The 20,920-nt window shown below is 54.0% G+C and carries 17 protein-coding genes; 6 read left to right on the top strand and 11 right to left on the bottom strand.

From position 1 onward, the window contains the following. Positions 1–10: 10 nt before the first annotated feature. The 3 genes from AB9F29_RS10590 to AB9F29_RS10580 all read right to left on the bottom strand — a co-directional run bounded on the left by AB9F29_RS10590 (position 11) and on the right by AB9F29_RS10580 (position 3,647). Positions 11–1,006 carry an ABC transporter permease gene (locus AB9F29_RS10590; RefSeq protein ID WP_369755659.1) on the bottom strand — a complete coding sequence of 332 codons (996 nt, stop codon included), beginning with the start codon at positions 1,004–1,006 and terminating at the stop codon, positions 11–13. A 2-nt stretch (positions 1,007–1,008) separates the two neighbouring features. Further along, positions 1,009–2,541, bottom strand: coding sequence for a sugar ABC transporter ATP-binding protein (locus AB9F29_RS10585; protein ID WP_369755658.1), 1,533 nt, complete (start codon positions 2,539–2,541; stop codon positions 1,009–1,011). Positions 2,542–2,630: 89 nt separating this feature from the next. Further along, positions 2,631–3,647, bottom strand: coding sequence for a substrate-binding domain-containing protein (locus tag AB9F29_RS10580; RefSeq protein ID WP_039003648.1), 1,017 nt, complete (start codon positions 3,645–3,647; stop codon positions 2,631–2,633). A 295-nt stretch (positions 3,648–3,942) separates the two neighbouring features. On the opposite strand from AB9F29_RS10580, the gene AB9F29_RS10575 reads away from it, so the two are divergent. Beyond that, positions 3,943–4,827 (top strand): sulfotransferase domain-containing protein, encoded by an 885-nt coding sequence (locus AB9F29_RS10575; protein WP_369755656.1) that lies wholly within the window; start codon positions 3,943–3,945, stop codon positions 4,825–4,827. 71 nt (positions 4,828–4,898) lie between these two features. On the opposite strand, the gene proB is transcribed toward AB9F29_RS10575, so the two are convergent. Next, positions 4,899–6,059 carry a glutamate 5-kinase gene (proB, locus tag AB9F29_RS10570; RefSeq protein ID WP_039003646.1) on the bottom strand — a complete coding sequence of 387 codons (1,161 nt, stop codon included), beginning with the start codon at positions 6,057–6,059 and terminating at the stop codon, positions 4,899–4,901. A gap of 273 nt (positions 6,060–6,332) precedes the next feature. On the opposite strand from proB, the gene proC reads away from it, so the two are divergent. The 3 genes from proC (at position 6,333) to AB9F29_RS10555 (ending at position 11,466) form a co-directional block, all read left to right on the top strand. Beyond that, positions 6,333–7,112: a pyrroline-5-carboxylate reductase gene (gene proC / locus AB9F29_RS10565; RefSeq protein ID WP_335586064.1), complete on the top strand. Its 780-nt coding sequence runs from the start codon at positions 6,333–6,335 to the stop codon at positions 7,110–7,112. Between the two features lie 38 nt (positions 7,113–7,150). Continuing rightward, on the top strand, positions 7,151–8,431 hold the full coding sequence (locus AB9F29_RS10560; RefSeq protein WP_369755654.1) for a glutamate-5-semialdehyde dehydrogenase: 1,281 nt from the start codon (positions 7,151–7,153) through the stop codon (positions 8,429–8,431). A gap of 227 nt (positions 8,432–8,658) precedes the next feature. Continuing rightward, on the top strand, positions 8,659–11,466 hold the full coding sequence (locus AB9F29_RS10555; RefSeq protein WP_369755652.1) for an AMP-binding protein: 2,808 nt from the start codon (positions 8,659–8,661) through the stop codon (positions 11,464–11,466). Between the two features lie 4 nt (positions 11,467–11,470). Here the strand turns inward: AB9F29_RS10555 and AB9F29_RS10550 are convergent, their stop codons facing one another. After that, on the bottom strand, positions 11,471–12,235 hold the full coding sequence (locus AB9F29_RS10550) for an SDR family NAD(P)-dependent oxidoreductase (protein WP_369755651.1): 765 nt from the start codon (positions 12,233–12,235) through the stop codon (positions 11,471–11,473). A 275-nt stretch (positions 12,236–12,510) separates the two neighbouring features. On the opposite strand from AB9F29_RS10550, the gene AB9F29_RS10545 reads away from it, so the two are divergent. Next, complete coding sequence (locus tag AB9F29_RS10545; RefSeq protein WP_369755650.1) at positions 12,511–13,149, top strand: hypothetical protein; 639 nt, start codon at positions 12,511–12,513, stop codon at positions 13,147–13,149. 24 nt (positions 13,150–13,173) lie between these two features. On the opposite strand, the gene AB9F29_RS10540 is transcribed toward AB9F29_RS10545, so the two are convergent. Genes AB9F29_RS10540 through AB9F29_RS10515 form a run of 6 tightly spaced genes read right to left on the bottom strand, consistent with a single transcriptional unit; the run spans position 13,174 to position 19,637 of the window. After that, on the bottom strand, positions 13,174–14,028 hold the full coding sequence (locus AB9F29_RS10540) for a carbohydrate kinase family protein (RefSeq protein ID WP_369755649.1): 855 nt from the start codon (positions 14,026–14,028) through the stop codon (positions 13,174–13,176). Next, a complete protein-coding gene (locus tag AB9F29_RS10535; protein ID WP_369755648.1) occupies positions 14,025–15,083 on the bottom strand; it encodes an ABC transporter ATP-binding protein in 1,059 nt (352 codons plus the stop codon). The genes AB9F29_RS10540 and AB9F29_RS10535 overlap by 4 nt, the downstream gene beginning before the upstream one ends. A gap of 2 nt (positions 15,084–15,085) precedes the next feature. Next, positions 15,086–16,564: an argininosuccinate lyase gene (gene argH / locus AB9F29_RS10530; protein ID WP_369755647.1), complete on the bottom strand. Its 1,479-nt coding sequence runs from the start codon at positions 16,562–16,564 to the stop codon at positions 15,086–15,088. Then, positions 16,561–17,430, bottom strand: a complete 870-nt coding sequence (locus tag AB9F29_RS10525; RefSeq protein ID WP_369755646.1) for a carbohydrate ABC transporter permease — start codon at positions 17,428–17,430, stop codon at positions 16,561–16,563. Before AB9F29_RS10525 ends, argH begins: the two co-directional genes overlap by 4 nt. Then, positions 17,430–18,317, bottom strand: a complete 888-nt coding sequence (locus AB9F29_RS10520) for a carbohydrate ABC transporter permease (protein WP_039003638.1) — start codon at positions 18,315–18,317, stop codon at positions 17,430–17,432. The genes AB9F29_RS10525 and AB9F29_RS10520 overlap by 1 nt, the downstream gene beginning before the upstream one ends. Positions 18,318–18,377: 60 nt before the next feature. Further along, the gene (locus AB9F29_RS10515; protein WP_369755644.1) at positions 18,378–19,637 is read right to left on the bottom strand and encodes an extracellular solute-binding protein; all 1,260 of its coding nucleotides are present in this window, start codon (positions 19,635–19,637) and stop codon (positions 18,378–18,380) included. Positions 19,638–19,742: 105 nt separating this feature from the next. Here AB9F29_RS10515 and AB9F29_RS10510 point away from each other — a divergent pair, with 105 nt between their 5' ends. Then, positions 19,743–20,909 carry an ROK family protein gene (locus tag AB9F29_RS10510; protein ID WP_369755643.1) on the top strand — a complete coding sequence of 389 codons (1,167 nt, stop codon included), beginning with the start codon at positions 19,743–19,745 and terminating at the stop codon, positions 20,907–20,909. Positions 20,910–20,920 lie beyond the last annotated feature (11 nt).

Genomic DNA, 20,920 nt, shown 5'->3' with positions numbered 1-20,920 from the left:
ATCTACGCTCCTAATGTTTGCGGTTTTTGTTCATATAGTGATCGAGGGTGACTGCGACCAACAGGATCGAGCCGCGAATAATGTCCTGCCAATAGACCGACACATCCAAAAGCGCCAGGGAACTGGACACGACCGAAAGCAAGACCACCCCCAGAATAGCGCCCAAAATGGAGCCTGTGCCGCCGTTAAGACTGGCCCCCCCGATGACAGCAGCAGCGATCACATTCAGCTCCATTCCAAGTCCGAATGTGGGCTGGGCCGACCCAAAGCGCGACATATAAATGATACCCGCAACACCACATAGGGCGGAACAAAGGGTCGTTGTCAGGAACACCACTTTCTTGGTGCGAATGCCCGAATAGGCGGCGGCGCGTTCGTTGCTTCCGGTGTAAAACACCTTGCGAAACAAAGTTGTGCGCCGCAAAAGATAATCAAACACAATCACTGTGATAACGAAGATAATGATCACTAACGGTATCGGTCCAATAGACCCCTGCCCGATGAATTTGAACTCTGGCGGCAAGGTGAACAAGCCAAGCGGACGCCCCCCCGTGCCCAGCAAACACACGCCGCGCGCAATCACCATAACCGCAAGCGAAACAATGAAATGGTGCAAACCGACGCGGGTCACAAAGAACCCCATAATCGCGCCAATGCCGGTACAAACCGCAATCGCAATCGCCGAGGCCACCCAAGGATCAACCCCCGCCAAGAACAGCCAGCCCGCAACAACCATCGCTAGCGCCGTGACCGATCCGACCGAAAGATCGATACCGCCGGAAATCAACAGAATGGTCATACCGATGACCACAATCCCCTCAACGGCGAAGGCCATCACCATGGCCCGCATGTTAATCCACGTCAGGAAATAGGGCGACGCAAAGGACATCACCACAAACATAACGAGGATAATTCCGATCAGGCCGGTTTCCCGCATGCGCAACATCCGCCCCAAGAAACCGTGGGTAACAGGCATATCTGTTTCTGTTAATGTGGAAGTTTTCACCGTCATTTTCCCTTATTTTCGTTCAAGCTGCTTGCGTCTAAAACAGAGGCTAAGCGCATGATTTTTTTTTCCGTCAATTCGTCGCCCGTGACTTCGCCGCTGATACGGCCCTCGCGCACAACCATCACCCGATCACAAAGGCCAATCAGCTCCGGCAGTTCCGATGAAATGACAACAATCCCGACGCCCGACCGCGCCAAACCGCGCAGAATGGCGTGTATCTCTACTTTTGCACCCACATCCACGCCGCGCGTTGGCTCGTCTAAAAAGATCAGACGTGGGTCGACAGACAGCATTTTGGCGATGGCCACTTTTTGTTGATTTCCCCCCGAAAGCGAGGAAACTGGATCGCTCAATCGGCCGTATTTCAGGTTGAGTTTCTTGCCCAAGGCGGCTGCTTGTTTTTCTTCTGCGGGCACACTGATGATACCAGCTGGCGTGGCCACTTGCGTCAAATTGAGTGCCGAGACATTGGCCGAGATCGCCATATCAAGGAAAATTCCGTCGCCTTTGCGGTCTTCAGAAAGATAGACCACGCCCGCCTCGATGCTCTCGCGATAATCCTTTGGTTTAAGCGGGGCAGATTTGAGCGTCGTTTCGCCCGTCACTTCGGTTTCCAAACGGCAAACGCCCTTGGCAATTTCGCTGCGTCCTGCCCCAATTAGCCCGCCGATCCCGAGGATCTCACCCTTCTTGAGTTGGAAGTTCACATCAAAAAAGCGCTTCCCATCCGACAGGTTTTGCACATCAAGAATGATCTCGTCTGTGGCCTCCTCGGGGGCTAATTTCTCTGGATAGAGCGTATCAATCACCCGTCCAACCATGGCATTCACCACGTCTCCGGGTGTAATTTCGGCGACATTTCGGGTCTCAATGAACTCCCCGTCGCGAAAGACAGTGACGCGGTCGCAATTGTCGAAAATTTCGACCATGCGATGCGAGATATAGACAATAGCAATGCCCTGATCTGCAAGTTTGCGCATAATTCCAAACAGAATTTGCGCTTCTTTTTCGGTCAACGCGGCAGTGGGTTCATCCAGAATTAGAACCCGACAATCCAGTGTCAGCGCCTTGGCAATTTCCACCAGCTGTTGGTTTGAAATCGACAGGTCCCGCACCATTGTCGAGGGCGATATCGTACAAAGTTGTGAAAGCACTTTGTCAGCTTTGTCGTGCAACTCTTTGTAATTCATCAAAAAAGACGAACTCATATTCGTGGCAGACATGAAAATATTCTCGGCGACATTTACATCGGGACAGAGGGCAATTTCCTGATGCACAAACCCGATACCGAGTTGTTGCGCACGTGTTGGCGACGTAATTATTTCGGCTTTTCCGTCAATCAGGATTTCGCCGCTGTCTGGCTGTAGGATCCCATCGATGATGTTCATCAATGTCGACTTCCCAGCGCCGTTCTCGCCCGCCAATGCATGAATTTCACCCTTGCGCAGGTCGAAATTCACGCCCTTCAAAGCCCGTATTGGCCCGAAAGACTTGGTGACATTTGAGATTTTAAGAAGCAGTTCTTCGGTCATGGAATTTGCTACTACCTGAGTTGGATTTAAGGGGGTGGCGCCAGAGGCCCGTTGTTTTCCGGCGCCACCAATAGAAAGTGCAGTCCGAATTACTTCGGATCGCGACCTTCCATGTAGACATTCAAGTCAAAGCTGTCGGCGTTTTCTTGGGTGATCACAGCAAATCCGTTGTCAACGAAGGGAATTTGCACGGGATTGAAGCCCGACGTTTTGTAATCGTTGAACGGATCGAACACACCGTCATGTGCGGCCAAAAATACACCCATAAAACCCATGAAACCCTGCATGCCTTGATTTGGGTTGAGCGCCATGTGGATGTTGCCCGCTTTGATGTGTTCCAGCGTGGCTGGGGTAACATCGGCATGCATAATCAAGACATCGGCTTTGGCTTCTAGGATCGCCGCAACTGCGCCTTCTGCGGAGCCCGCTTCAGGGATCCAGATCGCGCCGAGATTTGGGTTGGCTTGCACGATGGACGCCGTGGCACGATAGGCCGCGTTGCTGTCTTGGTTGGTTGCCTGACGACCGACCAATTTCATGTCGGGATAGTGCTCTTCCATATAGGAAATAAGCGCTGTTACCCGTAAATCGTGGTTGGATTGGCCTGGGTTTTCAAGCACTGCATATTCAGCCTCGGCACCAATTTGGCTGACGATTTCTTCTGCCGCGAATTTGGCTTCGGCAAGGTTGTCAGACGTAATATAGGCGGTGCGGTTTGATTTGGGTGAATCCGCGGCGAATGTCGCAACTTGAGTGCCGTTTTCGATCGCACGGTTGATAGGTTCGATGAACGGGTCAGACTGCATGGGATGCACAAGAATACCGGCGGGAGCCTTTACCATATCCTGCTCAAACGACGCGATTTGTTTGGCGATATCGTAGTCTGGTGTGCCTGAGAAAACCGTATCACAACCAAACGCTGCTGCGGCTTGTTTGAAGCCTTGATAGACAGGGACCCAATAAGGGTGGCTCGAAACCATCACGTTCATGATATAGGTTTCGCCGGGTTCGCAGGCCAATGTACCTTCTGCTGACACAGACGATGTAGAGGCACAGAGCGCCATTACACCTGAAACGATCAAACCTTTTGTACTCATTCTCTTCATATTATCCCCTCCCAAGGCAAAATGGCCAAATGACCACTAGGTTGACATGAAATACACCGTGTCGGCAAGAAATTTCATGTACCAAAATTTATTTTGGTAAGCCATTTGCCCGCCCGCACCTCGATTCGTCAACGAAGGGTGGGAATAAACGCGTAAACTGAAATTTATTTCATCACGTCGATTGCTCACCGTTGTTAAGCTGTGACAATTCACCCGATTTCGGGTATATAGGGCGCAATTGCGGCCTCGATGATTTTGAATTCCTGATTTGTTTGTCTAAAAAGAGGATTGAGAAATGCGTGATCAGTTTCCAGGTCCAAGCCAAGTTTACAACTCCGATGTGAGCAATTCGGATATATGGTCGCGTTTTGAAAACCGCCCCGACGATGTCTTTGTCTGCACCCCCCCAAAAAGCGGCACGACATGGATGCAGTCGATATGTGGTATGTTGATATTTGGCGACCCTGATGTAAATCCGGGCATTGGCACGATTTCGAAATGGTTGGACAGTAAATTCAACGACGAAAAAGAATTGATGGACACCCTGAAGGCACAGGAGCATCGCCGTTATATCAAGACCCACACGCCGCTGGATGGCATAACTTACGACAAGAATTGCACCTATTTGTCGGTGCACCGGCATCCGATCGATGTTGTTTTTTCGGCGCAAAACCACATCAAAAATATGGCCAACGGCACCCTAGATAAATTTATCGCAGACGATATCAACGAAGGCTTTCGAACCTTTGTGGAAACCCCGTTTTCACCGTTGCAAAATGGCGGGGAATCCCTCGAAGGATTGGCCCTTCACTTCAAAAGTTTCCACAACGGGCATGCGTGCGCCAACATTCACATGTTTCACTATGCAGATATGGTCCGCGACCTTAGGGGGGCGGTCTCGAATTTGTCGGAAATATTGGAGTGCAACGATGACGACGATTTGATTGACGCCATTGTGGAGGCCGCGACCTTCTCTAGCATGAAAAAGAATGCGGACAAATTTGCGCCGTCTGCCGACAGAGGGATTTGGAAAGACAACGCCCAGTTTTTTGAAAGCGGTACGAGCAATAAGTGGGAAGGTATTCTGAGCGCCGAAAACTTGTCTTTGTATGACGCCAAAATGAAGGAGTTTCTCACACCTAAGGAAAGAGCGTGGTTCGAATTCGGCTCCAAGGGATAGGCCTGTTTGGCAGCAAAAAGGCGCGGCAACCCAATGCCACGCCCAATTCTATGTCTAAATAGCCCTAAGGGTTACAATTGCACGACGATTTTCTGGTCATCCTCGGGCGCATCATGCTGGAGATGGTTTTCTTCGAGAACCAGTATGTTTTCTGCCGCGATGATGTCACTTTTGGTCTTGTACCCAATCAGGTCCTCGACGGGCATATCCAAATGGCGGGCCACCAGCATGGTTTCCTCGGACGAGAAGTTCGTGAGGCCACGGGCCACCTCATCCCCGTCTTCGGTGTAGACGTGCAGCACATCGCCCTTGGTGAAATCGCCTTGGATCGAAATCACGTCGCTGCGGGTGATCCCACAGTCACCGGCAATTACCGCGGCTGCCACTTCGTTTGAGATAACCAGCGTCCCTGCGACCTGCAGACGGTTGCTGAGCCAAACTTTGAGCGGCGAGGCCTTCTCGCCAGTTACAAGACAGCGTGTATAGCGACGCTCGTTTTTCAGGACAGAGGAGACAGGCCGCTCAATAATCCCTTCGGCGATGATTGTTTCAACACCTGCGTTCTGTGCCATGTTGGCAGCCTGCATTTTGGTTAACATGCCGCCGCTGCCCAATGCACTAATACCAGTGGTGGACTCTAGATGCTCGGTGACATCCTCAATTTCCGAGATGAACACGGCATCTGGATCGGAAGGATCACGGTCATAAAGCCCCTCGACACTGGTGAGGATGACCAGAAGATCGGCCTGAACCATTTGGGCCACTTTGGCAGAAAGACGGTCGTTGTCCCCCACCCGCAAGTCACGCGTCGCGACGGAATCGTTTTCGTTGATGATCGGCATGATGTCGTTTTCAAACAACCGCAGCATGGTGTTTTTGATGTTTAGGAAGCGGCGCCGCTCTTCCATGTCCTCGACCGTCACCAGCATTTGCGCGACTTCCATGTCATGCTCGGAGGCGACCTGACGATAGGCATTCATCAAGAGCGGCTGCCCACAGGCGGCGGCCGCCTGCTTGTCCAAAATGCCCGCATCTTCGGGCCGTTTACCGACCATATTCAACCCAAGCGCCACTGACCCAGAGGACGTCAGAATAATGTCGTGACCTTCTTTTTGAAGTTGGGCAAGATCGCTCAATAATCCGTTCAAGAAAGCATAGCGCAGGGTCAGTTTTTCGCTGTTTGCCAGTAGACTAGATCCGATTTTAACAACGATTTTCTTTTTCTTCGCCATGGTAGGTCTCCGATATCTTTTTGTTTTGAAAGGATAAAATGTGAACGGTTTGCGTCTTGCGACGCTGACCTGTAGCACTAACCCTTTCATTGATTCGGTGCGTTATACCACGTCCGCAACATGAGAATGCAAACAGGTCGCTGCTCTAGCCCGCCCAAAGAGGCGCGTTATGGACGTTCAGCGATGGGATGAAAAACTGGGCGGGCCGACATCTGCATGCTGCAATGCAGCGCGACGGATGCACGGGGCCAGCCCACGTAAAGGGAGACACAGATGAACATACTTCTGATTGGATGCGGCAAAATGGGGGGCGCGATGTTGCGCCAGTGGGCCGCCAGAGATGAGAACCAGTTTACCGTTGCCGACCCTGCCGCCACCGGCCTTCCAGACGGCGTTACCCATGTGACGGACGCAGCAGATGTGCCCGCCGGTGTCTTTGATGTGGTTCTAATCGCGATCAAGCCACAGATGATTGTGGATGTGCTGCCCGACTATGTGCATGCGTTGAAAACGGGTGGATGCTTTGTGTCCATCGCTGCGGGCTGCAGCATCGAGACGGTCGCGAAAATTGTGGGCGATGCGGCGATCATTCGCGTCATGCCAAATATGGCTGCGATGGTTGGCCTTGGCGTTTCTGGCATTTACGCCAATGACGCCTGTTCCAAACAGCAAGTTACGGACGTGACCGCATGGATCGCCCAAACAGGTAGCTGTGTGCAACTGGCCAACGAGGACGAGATCGATCGTTTAACCGCCGTCAGTGGTAGCGGTCCGGGCTATGTTTTCGAATTAATGCGCAGCTATGTTGCCGCCGCGAAATCCGTAGGGTTTGATCAAGAAACCGCAGAAAAACTGGTTTTTGACACCATCACTGGCGCCGTCGAAACGGCCCGTCAGTCGGAGTCTTCCCTTGAAGAGTTGCGAAATTCGGTGACCAGTAAAAACGGTACAACGCAAGCTGGGCTAGAGGCGTTGATGCACGACGGCCAGCTGCACGCGCTTTTCGAGAATACCGTACAGGCCGCCTATCGCCGCGCCGCCGAACTGAAATAGAAACGGCCTTCGAGCCGCCGTTTTAAGGAGACACGAGAATGGATGACATGAGCACACCTACGGAAGAGATGAACGTTGAAACCCTCGTCGCAGACCTTGGCCAGCGCGCCAAGGCTGCGGCACGCGGCCTCGCGATGGCAACGTCAGATCAGCGCAATCTAGCCCTCACAGAGGCCGCCAAAGCTTTACGCGCCCGCGCCTCCGAGATCCTGCAAGCCAACGCCAAGGATGTCGACAGTATCCGTGATAGCGGCAAGGACGCAGCCTTCGTCGACCGCCTTACCCTGACCGAAGACCGCGTGGCAGGCATGGCAGGCGCGCTCGATGCGATTGCCGCCCAAGACGACCCGCTTGGCCGTACCCTCGCGACGTTTGATCGCCCCAATGGCCTCAAAATCAACCGAGTCAGCGTGCCCATTGGCGTCATTGCAATGATCTATGAATCGCGCCCGAATGTGGGCTCTGATGCTGGGGCGCTTTGTGTGAAGTCCGGCAATGCCGTCATTCTGCGCGGTGGTTCGGAAAGCTTGCATTCCTCGCGCGTGATCGTTGCCTGTTTGGCGCAGGGGTTGAAGGCTGCGGGCCTGCCCGAGGACGCCGTGCAATTGGTGAACACGCGGGATCGTGAGGCGGTGAAACTTCTGTTGCACAGCATCGATACTGTCGATCTTGTTATTCCGCGCGGTGGTCGTGGGCTGGTTTCACTGGTGCAGAAAGAAGCACGGGTACCGACGTTGCTGCACCTCGATGGCAACAACCACACCTATATCCACGAAAGCGCCGATCTTGATATGGCGGTAGGCATTGTCCAAAACGCCAAGATGCGTCGGACGGGAATTTGTGGCGCAACTGAATGTGTGGTGATCGACCGTAATGTCGCAACAAGGGTCCTGCCCCACTTGGCGCAAGCCCTCGTTGACTGTGAGTTGCGTGGGGATTCTGAAGCTAAAAAAATCCTGCCGGACTTAATCCCCGCGACGGATGAGGACTGGAACACCGAGTATTTGAGCAACATCATGTCGGTGAAAATTGTCGATGATTTGCAAGACGCCATCGCCTTTGTGCAGGCGCACTCCTCGGGTCACACCGATGCGATCGTGGCCGATGACATGGCGGCCGCTACGGCCTTCATGACCGCTGTGGATTCCGCCGTGGTGATGCATAATGCGTCGACCCAATTCTCGGACGGCGGCGAGTTTGGCATGGGTGCGGAAATCGGGATCGCAACGGGCAAAATGCACGCGCGCGGCCCCGTCGGAGCAGAGCAGCTCACGAGCTTCAAATACCTCGTCTTCGGCAATGGACAGCAACGTCCCTGAGGGCATTAAGGAACCTGCGCCACCTCAAAAGGGTGCGCAGGTTGCGCATCTGTGGGGCAATCGCAGCAACAATCCGTTTCACGCGGGCATCATCGATAGTCGCGTCCCAAACGATTTAAAATCGCTTGGCATCTTGACCTTCTTGTCCAAAATCAAGATACCAAGTTTATGTCGCATATGGGACGAATAAGGTCGTTTCTTGTTTCGCGAATGACTTGGATTTTTCATTGACCCAGACCACAACAGTCCCGAGAAAACTGGCGCAAGCGCTGCAGGATCATGCCGATTTGACGGCCCTTGTGGACTGCGACCTTACCCTCAGTTATGGGCAATTGGCGGATTGCATTGATCGGCTGGCAATTCACCTTCAGTCAAACGGCACCGTTGCAATTTTTGGCAAGCCCTCCGTTAATTTCGGCGCGGTTGCAACGGCTTGCGTGGTTCTGGGGCGTCCTTTTGTGCATCTGGACCCCGCGATGCCTACCGATGTTTTAACGAATATCGTCGCCGAACTTGCGATTGACGTGGTGTTCCTGTGCCAAGCGCCGAAGGTTGGCCAATTGCCCGCGACCTGCCAGAGTATCGACGCGCTAACAATCCTGAAAACCCCCGCAAACAGGCCGCCACAATCGATCGTTGCGGCGGATGTCGCGCCAGATGATATAATTTATGTGGTTGCAACATCAGGCACCACGGGCAAGCCGAAATGCATCCCCGTGACACATCAATCTGCCCACCTGTCGTATGAGTGGCGCGATGAATTTACGCCCTATGAGCCACAGCACACCGTCGGCATTTATATCTTTGCGATCTGGGAAATGTTTCGCCCCCTGCGGGATGGCGCGAAACTCTGTTTTCCGCGTTTTAATGAACTCCTGAACCCCGATGATCTTGCGGCGTTCCTGACCCGTCACACCGTGACCGAGATGCTTTTTACCCCCTCCGCGCTTGAAAAAATCCTCCAGACCACGACCGCCGAGGTGACCCAAAATGTGCCCCTGCAACGGGTGATTTTGAATGGCGAAGTTGTGAGCGATGATTTGGTTGCGGCGGTACGGGAAAAACTGCCAAACGTCACGCTCTGGAACCTCTATAGCATTTGCGAAACCCACGATATTTCGATGACCAAAGTGTCGGGGCCGCAAGGCCGTGCGGGGGCTGCTTCCGTGGGCGTTGCGATGCCACATATCAAGGCGGTGGTTCTGGATGATAACGATCAAATCTGTGCCGCGGGGCAACCTGGATTGCTGCATTTCGAAGGCCCAAGGATGCTCGGCCCCGGTTATGTGAACCGCCCTGAGGAAACGGCGCTGCGGTTTCGCGAATTGACCCTCAATGGCCAGTTTACGCGCCTTTATGATACGGGTGACCAAGGATATATAGCCGCGGATGGCAGCATACATGTGATGGGCCGCGTGGCGCATATGCTCAAGCTGCGGGGGCATAGCATACAAACCCGCGATCTGACGGAATCGCTGCATAGTTTCGTGGCCTTTTCGCAGGGAGTGCCATGGATTCAAGAGATAGATGGTCAAGGCAAAGCTCTCGTGCTCTATTATTGCGCCAACCCCGCACAGTCAGACGAAAACCGTGCGAAATGGGGACTTGAGGCGGGCGATAATCGGCTTCCTGCCGCGCTCTCCCAAGCCCTGCGCGCGGAATTGCCTTTCTACTGTATTCCAAGCTTTTTGGTGCAGCTTGATACTATGCCCGTCAATGCGGTCTCGGGAAAATGCGATTACAAAGCCCTGCCCAAAATCAACGCAATCGTCGCCGAAGATACGGCCACAACCAATGTCTTGCCAACGGTCGCAAAAGCCGCTGAAATTATGTGCTGTCCCGCCGCAACCCTCGATCCCAGCCTGTCGTTTCACGACCAAGGCGGCGACTCCCTGATGGCGGTGAATCTCCTCCTCGCTCTTGAGGCCGCCTATGGCTGTCGCGTCGATTTCGACTTTGCGCTGAACGTTCCCTTGGGGCGTTTGCACGACATTCTCTCGTCATCTGCAACCCGACCACAGGCGCACGGCAGCTTCGAGCGGTCGGGTATTTTGCTAACGGGGGCCACGGGGTTCCTCGGCAGTCGCGTGATGGCTGCCGCCGCGCGGTCTTTGCCGGACGGTGATGTCATCTATTGCCTCATCCGCCCCAAACGCCGCGACGCAATCGACCGATTGCACGCGATTGCAGCCGAACAGGGCGTGGATCCCGCGCGACTGGTCCTTATTCCCGCAGCACTTGAAGACGTGCATTTCGGCCTAGATGACGCTGATTATGCAACCCTCACATCCCGCGTTCGCAGCGTGATTCATTGCGCGGCGATGGTGAATCTTGCGGTTGATCGCGATCATATGGAGGTATGGTCACAGGCTGGCATCGCCAATATTCTTCAGTTCTGTCGCGATGCTTCTGCGGATTTGCGGTTCTCGTCCACTTCAGCGGTTTTTGCCGATACAGGTGGCCCTTACGATGAGGCCGCGACGGCGATTTATCCACAGTGCTCAGGATATGGTGCGGCCAAAATCGAGGCAGAACATCAGATCGCCAAGTCAGGCGTGGCGGCGTCCATCGTCCGGTTGCCGTCTTTGTATGATCTGGACGCGCCCAACAGCAAAGACATCTATGAGGTCATTATGGCCGCTTGTGCCCAAATCCAGGCCGTTCCCGAAGGCTTTGCTTTTCGAATGATCGATGTTCACGCGGCGGCACGGTTTCTCGCCGATCTGATCCCCACCGATGGGGCGCGGTATTTTAACCTGACGCCAAATCAATACGCCACAACGGCACTATTGCCAGAGGTCGCAGAAATTGCCGTGATCCCCGTTGAGAATTGGCTGCGCGCAGCGCCCTTGTCCGATGCGGAACGGGCCCTCATTGCCTCGGACCTCACAGCACTAAAAGCAACAGCAACCCTGACCCACGACGCCGCACAAAAAATGTGGGAGGGCATAACGGAGCAGTCGTTTGCGTCTCTTTCTAGCCCCGCCGAACTTTTGGCCCGACGGGTTATTCCTCGCGTGAAATCAGTGAATTAACACCCTACCAAAGCGATCCCGCGTTAACTTGAATGTCTTCCATGGTGATCGCTCGTCCAGCATCGCTCACAATGAAGGCTACAAGCTCGGCTATCTCTTCGGGTTGTACGAGCGCGCCTTGTGGATTGGAGGCTTCATATTTCGCCTGTACCTCAGCGCGCGTGGCGTCCGTTTCGGCCACTTCCTGATCGACAAAATGTTTGAGCATTTCTGTCTCAACCCAAGTTGGGCTGATGCTGATGCAGGTAATCCCATGCGCCGCGCCCTCAAGGCTGACACAGCGTCCCAAGCCCAAAAGCCCCGCCTTGGACGCGCAATAAGCCGCATTGTCGATCATGCCATTGTGCGCCGCGACAGAGGCGAGGTTTATGATCCGGCCCCAGTTTTGTGCCTTCATCAATGGCATCACCGCGCGGATCATTTTGAACGTGCCGGTCAAGTTGGTGTCAATCGTATCGTCCCAAAGCTTGTCGGAATGATCAATGACGCCCGCTTCTTCATAGACGCCCGCCGTGTTGACCAGAATATCCACTTGGCCATGCAAGGCCACGACGTCCCCTACAAACTTAGCAACGCTTTCGCTGTCGCGCACATCAAGCGGCGCAACGTGAATTGGCGCACCCACCGCGGCATGTAGCTTCGCCACGACCTCGGCATCGCCACCGCGCCGCGCCCCAATGCAAACCACCGTTCCAGAGGCATGCAACCGCTTGGCAATCGCAAGGCCCATGCCTGACAGGCCACCACTGATGATCGCAATTTTTTTCATATCTCGTTCCGCCTATTCGTCGTTGCACGATTGGTCGCCCTTCGTCTTATGTCGAGGTAGACGGTAAATTTCAATCAACGAATAAGCTTGCTAAAATGGCGGGTATTGCATCAACCACGATGCCGCGCGATATTTGATTGCTGTCGCACAATGAGGCTACAAAATCGACATTGCTCACGAATGCGTTACCGAAAGGTCGCATCCCTTGTTTATCGAACTGTTACAATTATGTGTGGTGGCCGCTTCCTTGATATCAAATAATTGAGCCCCCACCGATGTACACTTTTTTGTCCGGTAACAGCCGCCGCCTATGGTATTGGCTACGCGTTGCATTTGCGATGGGAATGGCTGTCGTGGTGGTCGGAGTTGCGAACCAAATCTTCCCCTTAAATACAAGTGAGGATGGCTTTATTGAGGCGGCGGAGTTGATCGTCATTATCGGCATGGTGCTCGCCTGGGCCATTGCCGCAGTGAAGGCCGAGCGAAGCCATGTCGAGTTTCGCGCTGGCATCGTGGCCATTTGCCTAACGTTCACCGCCGTTTCCTTTGCGGGGGTTGGGCGCGAAACAACTTGGGGCGCAATTTACGGACTGGCCCCTGCAACTGTGAATTTCTTTATGATGACGTCTGCGGTAATCGTGATCCTGTTGTTTGTTACCGCCGTAACACTGGTCGTTACGCACTTCGAAGACACCAAAACTTCCCTGAGGAACTTGATTACGTCCCGCCCGATGGGTTGGATTTCATGTGGGCTTATTTTGTTTGCTATTGGGGCGGCGTTTGAGGAAAACCTATTTGGTGTCGAACCGCATGAGCTTTTTGAGGAGGTCTTCGAGTTATTGGCCTATCTCAGTGTTATTTTTGCGGCGGTTTCACTTATCTCGACACTCGGTACCAACCCTTCGGCCCGTTGATTGTAGTAAGGGGCTGCGCGCGTTTTAAAGTCGTTTTAAATAACTGGCGCCACCAAGGGATTGCACCGCTGCAGACCCGCAGGCGTTGCCCTTGGTCAAGCATTCGTTCAACGGGGCTTGCTCTAGCCAACACGCTAAGAAACCCGCGTTAAACGAGTCGCCTGCGCCGGTGGCATCAATGACCTCAACTTGGGCAGTGGAACTTTGGGTCCAAGCACTGTCTGTTAAGGCCCGCGCACGGGCGCCATTCTTGCCGCACTTAACAACGGTGAGAGGCGCGCAGACTTCTGGCACACCGATGGCGATTAGGGCGGCCGCTTCGCTTTCGCTGGGCAAAAATACGTCAACGGCGGCGATTAATTCGGCAACATCAGCATCGAAAACGTCCTGCCAACCACAATCCAGCGAAACCGTAAGCCCTGCGGCCCGCGCGTGGTCCAGCAAAGAGGGCGTTTCACGTAATGTACTTAATTCGCCGATGTGCAGATGAGAGAAACCAGTAAAATCAACCACCGCCGGATCAGGGGTGGCAGGACCATCGGCGCGGGTCAAAAAGGCGCGATCCTCCGCGTTGGCCATCACGACGGTTATCTGTGGATCGGTGCCAATAGCGGCGCGTTTACAGTCGCTTGCGGCAATCCCGTGCGCGGCCATATCCGCCAAAACGGTCGCATCGAACGGCGCCGCAGGAAGGGTCGAAAACTGCCGAACCGGATGCCCCAAAGCAACCAAAGTTGCCCCCGTAATGAAGGCCCCTCCTCCCGCATGCAGCGACAGTTTCGGCGCAAAAACCTCGGTTCCTGCTGTTGGAAGACGGGGCGTGTTTGCGAAAACCAGATCACAGTAGAGCCTACCGGCACACATGATCGGCTTCTTCATGTCAGCGCCTCTCCACTTTCGGTGTCAAAGACATGCAGGTTTTCGGCATCCGCACCAAGGTGCACCGTTTCCCCGACTTCGGGCGGCGTTCTGCCATCTGCTTTGGCGATGATTTCACCGGAGGGTGTTTCGACATAAATCAAGGTCTCCGACCCCAAAGGCTCGCGCAGAACAACCTTGCCTGTGAGGATCGGATTTGCGCTAGCAGGATGCAGATCATCTGGACGAACACCCAAAAGAACACTTTGGTTTTTGGTCGCGGTGAGCGTCGGCACATTGACGGTTTGACCAGAGGCAAGCGTCACGACCGTGCCGTCAATTCTCCCTTCCAACAAGTTCATAGAGGGCGCACCGATGAAGCGTGCCACAAAGGTATTTGCGGGTTTGTGGAACACCTCGGCGGGGGTTCCGACCTGCTGAATATGCCCGTCTTTCATGATGACAATCCGGTCGGCCATGGTCATGGCTTCGACCTGATCGTGGGTCACGAAAATAATTGTATTGCCAACCCGTTGGTGGAGTTTTTTGATCTCAAGCCGCATTTGCGTACGCAGTTGCGCATCAAGGTTCGAGAGGGGTTCGTCAAACAGGAACACGGCGGGATCACGGACCATCGCGCGCCCAATCGCAACCCGTTGGCGTTGGCCGCCAGACAGTTGGTTGGGTTTGCGGTCAAGCAGATTGACCATATCAAGAATTTCTGCAACTTCTTGAATACGCTTCTCTTTATCTGCCTTCGGCATTTTGGAGGACCGCAAACCAAAGGCGATATTCTTTTTGACCGACATATGCGGATAGATTGCATAGTTCTGGAAAACCATCGCGATATCGCGTTCTTTGGGCTCAAGATTGTTTACTTCGCGCCCGCCGATTTCGATGATACCTGAGGAGGTTTCCTCAAGCCCCGCGATCATCCGCAGGGTCGTCGATTTACCACAGCCAGAAGGGCCAACAAAGACCACAAATTCGCCATCGGCAACATCCAGAGAGATGCCATGCAGCACCTCTGTTTTGCCGTAAGATTTCGTTAGGTTACGCAGGGCAAGATTGGCCAAGGTCAGATCTCCAGCAGTTGAGTGAAGGCATTGGTGCGAGCGGTATCGGCGGTGAAAATGCGCTGTTTTCGCACGTCGCCAAAGGTGCAGAGGGTTTGCGTGGCGCGCGCACTGTCATCCAGCGCGCTTGCTAGTGCCGCAGGGGCTGGGCCGCCGATGCGATCCCGCAGTGCCACGAAATTTTCAGGGCTAACTGCCGTGCGAAACGCTGTGTCGTCCATTACCGTTGCGCGGCCTGTCGCGGTTTGAAATGCCGCCTGAAACGTGGTGAACCCCTCGGAAAGCGGCGCGCCGTCAAGGTTGCGGGCCACATGGGCCGCGATCTCGTGGGCTTGACGAAAGGTCAGCCCCTCGTCGCGCACAAGCGTATCGGCAAGCTCGGTGATCGTGATGCTCGCGGCATCGGTATTACGGCGCACTTTTGCGGCATTGATTGAACACGCGGGGAGGAAAGCCGTCAAAAGCTCCAGCACCCGACCGCCACTTTCAAAGGCCGCATAGCCCGCTTGTTGCACCTCACCTTCGCTATCGTTCATATCGGTGAATGGCGTGTTGTGCATCGTGTTCACCACCATATCGCAGCGTCCACAAGTGACCGACGCGAGGTGGCGCATATGTTCAATCGGCACCGGATTGCGTTTTTGCGGCATGATCGAACTGACCTGCACCAGCGCGTTGGGCACATAGAGTTGCGCTACTTCAAAGCTGGACCAGAACGCCAGATCTTGCACCACGCGCCCCAGATGCAGGAACACAAGTTTAACGGCGGAATAGAGCCCCGTGACGTAATCCACACTGGCGATACAGCCGTAGGAGTTTACCAGAGGCCCTTCAAATCCAAGCAACTCCGCCATACGAGTGCGGTCGATAGGGAACCCAGACGTGGTGATCGCGGCGGCGCCCATCGGGCTGTGACCAAGGTTGTCGATTGCTGCAGATAGGCGCTCGCCGTCACGGCTCAACACTTCGATCATGGCGGCAAGGTAGTGGCCAAATGTCGTTGGCTGCGCCGGTTGACCGTGGGTATAGGCGACGATCAACGTGTCGGACTCGGCGCGGGCTTTTTCGATCAAGGCTTTGGTCAAGGTTGTTAGCTGATCCAACATTGCTTCGGCACGGATACGCAAAGCCATTTTGAACAGTGTGTGATCCATGTCGTTGCGGGATCGTGCTGTATGAAGCGCCCCGCCAAGGTCACCCAACCGACGGCGCAACTCGGCCTCCACAAAGAAGAAATAATCCTCGTATTCGCCCGTATAAGTTAGGGCCGCAATATCGGTTTCCGCGTCAATCGCCGCTAGGGCCTGCGCGATTTTGCGCCCGTCCTGTGCCGACAAAATCTTGGTTTCGACCAGCATCACCAAATGGGCGCGGTTGATCGCCGCCATATGGCCTGCATAGTGGGTTTTGACCCCCTCAAACAGCGGTGCAAGCACGGTGTCTTTGTAGGTTGGGTCGGGGAAAATCGATGTGTCTGTCATCCTTTTAGCCCCGCCATTACTACGCCTCTGATAATAAATCTCTGGAAAATGAGGAACACAATCAACGTCGGGATCGTCGAAATCGCCGCCCCGGTCATAATCAATTCCCACGCCACATCCGCCTCGTCGCCAAAGCCGGACAGGCCGACGGGAATGGTGTACATATCAACCGAATTGGTGACGATCAGCGGCCAAAGGAAAGCTGTCCAATTGCCGAGGAACACAAAGATCGCAAGGGCGGCGAGCGCGGGTTTCACTAAAGGCATGGCGACCGTCCACCAGATTTGCAGCTCGTTCAACCCGTCAATGCGGGCAGCTTCGATGAAATCATCTGGGACGCTTTCAAAGAACTGTTTCATTAGGAAGGTACCGAAGGCGGTCATCAAACCGGGGAACATAATGCCCCAATAGCTGTCCAACCAACCAAACGATTGCGACATTAGATACCACGGGATCACCAACATTTCAGTGGGGATCATCAGCGTCGACAGAATGGCGATAAAAACGATCGTGCGCCCCGGAAAACGGAATTTGCATAGAGTGTAGCCGACAAGACTGTCAAACAGCAGATTACAGATCGTCGTGATTGTGGCGATAATGGTCGAATTCACAAACCACCAATAAAACCGCCCGTCCTCAAGAACATAGGCGTAATTATCCAGCGTCGGCTCATCTGGGATCAGGTTGATGTTGTAAACTTCATGCGGCCATTTCAGCGAGGTCGAGATCATATAGGCAATCGGCATCACCATGATAATCCCACCAAAGAACAACAGCAGCCAACGGATGATTTGGCCCATATTGCGCGGGCGTTTGGTAGGTTGCGCCGTCAAAAGATTCTCGGCGGTGGGAGCGATATGAGACATTATGTGCTCCTCAGCAGGCGGAGTTGAATAAGCGAGACGATCAGCAGGATCGTGAACAAAACAACGGTTTGCGCGGCGGCATATCCCATGTCAAAACCGTTGAATGCAGTGTCATAGATCATCAACACCAGCGGTTTCGTAGCATTCAACGGCCCCCCCGGATTGTTAGTGGTCATGTTAAAGACGTGGTCGAAAATCCGCAGAAACCCGATGGACGAGAAGACAACAATAAACACAATCGTCGGGCGCAGGAGCGGCAGGGTGATCTGTGTGAGAACGGTAAACCAGCCTACCCCGTCGATCTTGGCGGCTTCGTAATAGCTGGTCGGAATCGACCGAATGCCCGCCATAAAAATGATCACCTGAAACCCAAGTCCCGCCCAAACGGCAGGCGCCAAAACGGCAGGCAACGCGTTGGTGGTTGAATTTAGGAAGCTGATTTGGGGAATGCCAAAACCGGCGAGGATATTATTGAATAGTCCAATCGGCACGTCCTGATAAAACCAGCGCCAAACCCACGCCATCGCTACCGCAGAGGTCATGAATGGGAGGAAATACAGCATCCGCAAAAAGCCATGCATGAAGCGCAATTTATCAAGATGGTAGGCAATGATAAAGGAGAGTACGAGACTGATCGGGGTGCCAAGCAACAGGTAAAGAAAGGTATTCTGGAACACTTTCCAAAACACTGCGTCGTTCCAAAGCTTCTCGTAATTATCAAGGCCAGCCCACGTGCGACTGCCCAGTAAGTTCCAATTCTGGAAGCTAATCAGAATCGCGTTTCCCGTCGGATAGAAACGGATGATGCTATAGAAAAGCACGGGAATTGCCAAAAACGCCCAAGCCCATACGATCTGTTTTTGGCGAATAGTGAGGTTGCGATACATGGGGGCCCTACCTTCTTAAAATCCGCCCCGACAGGATATATCGGGGCGGATGTTTCGATTTTACTTGGCGTAATATTCGTCGAGCATGACTTGTTCGGCTTCTGCTGCAATCGCGAGGCTTTCCGCAGGCGCCATGCCTTCAAGCTGGATCCGCTCCACCATCTCAACAAGCAGTTGGCGCTGGCTGGATTCGTTCACAAATTTGGTAGTGTGCGCGTATTCCAACCCACGGATGAACGGACCAAAGACCGGATCATTCGCATTCGCTTCGGTCATACCAACGGAAGGTTTCGCAGGCAGTTCGCCCACGACATCAAGCCAAATTTGCATGGCCTCATCAGAGGTGAGATACTCCATGAACTTGACCGCAGCATCGTACTTTTCGCCCTCAGCCTTGGACGTGATCGCGTTCACCCAATAGGAGGAATAGTTTGATTGCGCCCCATCTAAACCGGATGGCAACTCCGCCACGCCCCACTCAAGTCCGCGTTGATCAGCAAGCGAGCCGATACGGAAAGACCCGTCAATATGCATACCAGCACGGCCCGCTTTGAACGCCGCCTGAGGCTCGTCCATAAAGCCGATTGAGGTCACAGCGGAGTCGTTCATAAACAAGTTGGTGTAGTAATCCAACGCCGCAAGACCCGCCTCAGTGTTGTAGTTTACGGTTTTGTAATCATCCAGATATGGCTCGCCGCCATACTGACGTACCAGACCTTCGCGCCACCAGTGGTGATCTTGCGCGGTCATGCCAGCGGTAATGCCAACCGTCGTCAGATTGCCCGCGCCGTCGCGTTTTGTTAGGGCATTGGCGGTCTCAAGCAATTCATCTAGCGTGGCTGGTGGACCTTCAATCCCCGCCTCTTCAAACAGGCGCTTGTTGTAGAACAGCGCCAAGCTGCGAACGGCCGTTGGCAGCGCCCAATATTGATCGCCATCCTTCATCGCCTGAACCATCGGGAAGAATTCCGCGTCGATTTTATCCGCTGGGAACACATCCGCAGGCAAGGGCTGGATCAACTCTGCTTCAACATAGTCGTTCAACCAACCGTAAAACAACTGAACCACATCGGGGCCTTCGCCCGCAGGGATAGCGGCGGCAACCTTGGTGCGGTAGCTGTCATAGGGGAAGTGGTTCATCGTGACCGTAATGTCGGGATTTGCGGCCTCAAAGTTGGTGATCAGCGTCTCCATCGCGTCAACGCGTGCGTCAAAGAAATATTGCCAATATTCAATCTCAACGGCGCTCGCCGTGCTCGTGAACAATGCCGCAGATGACATCATCCCTGCAAATACTAGGCCTTTCAAACGTGTATTCATTTTTAGTCTCCCATTGGTGGCTGTAGCGGTCCATTTTTTGAACTCATGCATCAGGCTTAACTCAAATCAATTGATAATTCAAATGAATTGAGTTAAGTCCATTCCATGGTAGTTTTAAACTTTCAAGAAGGCAGCAATGCCGAACGGTCACGGTTCCGAAATCGTCAAGCAGTGCTGGGGCAAGTGCGCACAGCGGGCTCCATAGGGCGTGCCGAAATTGCCCGCACCCTGTCGCTCACAACCCAAACTGTCAGCAACATTATCGCAGAGCTGTTGCAAGATGGGATGCTTTTGGAAAACGGCCGCTTGAACGTCGGGCGCGGCCTACCTGCGATGCAATATACGCTAAATCCCCAGGGCGGATATGCGCTTGGAGTTGAAGTGCGCCCCGATGCGATATTTGCCGCGTTATTGGATTTGAACGGTCAAGCCGTCACTACCGAGCGGATCGCCCTTACCAAGACCGAACCAGATGTTGTCATCGCGCATGTAACCGATCTCTATGCCCGCGCGTTGGCCCAAGTACCGACGGCCACGGGACGGATGCTCGGCGCTGGTGTCGTTATGCCCGGCCCTTTCGGTGTGACGGGCATTACGGGTATGGGGACCGATCTCACGGGCTGGCAGGAAGTCGACGCGGAGGCGCTTTTTACCTATGCGTTGAAGTTGCCAGTCGTTCTGAGCAATGACGCCAACGCCGCCGCGATGGCCGAGCGCATCAATGGCGTCGCACAGGATTTTGCGTCCTTTGCCTATCTCTATTTTGGGGCTGGTTTGGGCCTCGGTCTGGTCAACGGCGGGCAACTTGTTCGCGGCGCTTATGGCAACGCTGGCGAAATCGGGCACATCCCGATCAATGGCCACGGCGGCAAACTTGAGGACGGTTTGAGCCGCCATTCCGTACAGCGCCACTTGCAACAGGCGGGCAAAGACGCCCATGATATCGACGCGCTGGATCGCCTCTTTCAACAAAACGATTCCGACCTGATGGCGTGGCTGGAAACGGCCAGCTTAACCCTTGGCCACGCGATCACCATTGTTGAAAACTTATTTGATCCGCAAACCGTTGTACTGGGCGGCGCGATGCCGGATAGCATTCTTGATTATCTGGTCGCACATGCGCCCCTGCCCGAGGTCTCGGTTTCGAACCGTCCCGATGCGCCGCACACCCGTTTGATGCGTGGTGCCTCTGGGCGGATGACAGCGACAATGGGTGCGGCGGCCCTCATTTTAAACAGAGCGCTCAGCTCGCCTCTTTCTCACGCTCACTAAAGGACGCGCAC

It is taken from the genome of Falsihalocynthiibacter sp. S25ZX9, from assembly GCF_041205405.1.
Taxonomy (GTDB): Bacteria; Pseudomonadota; Alphaproteobacteria; order Rhodobacterales; family Rhodobacteraceae; genus Falsihalocynthiibacter; species Falsihalocynthiibacter arcticus.
The sequence above is the reverse complement of the archived record's forward strand: the minus strand, read 5'-3'. Positions and strand labels throughout refer to the sequence as shown.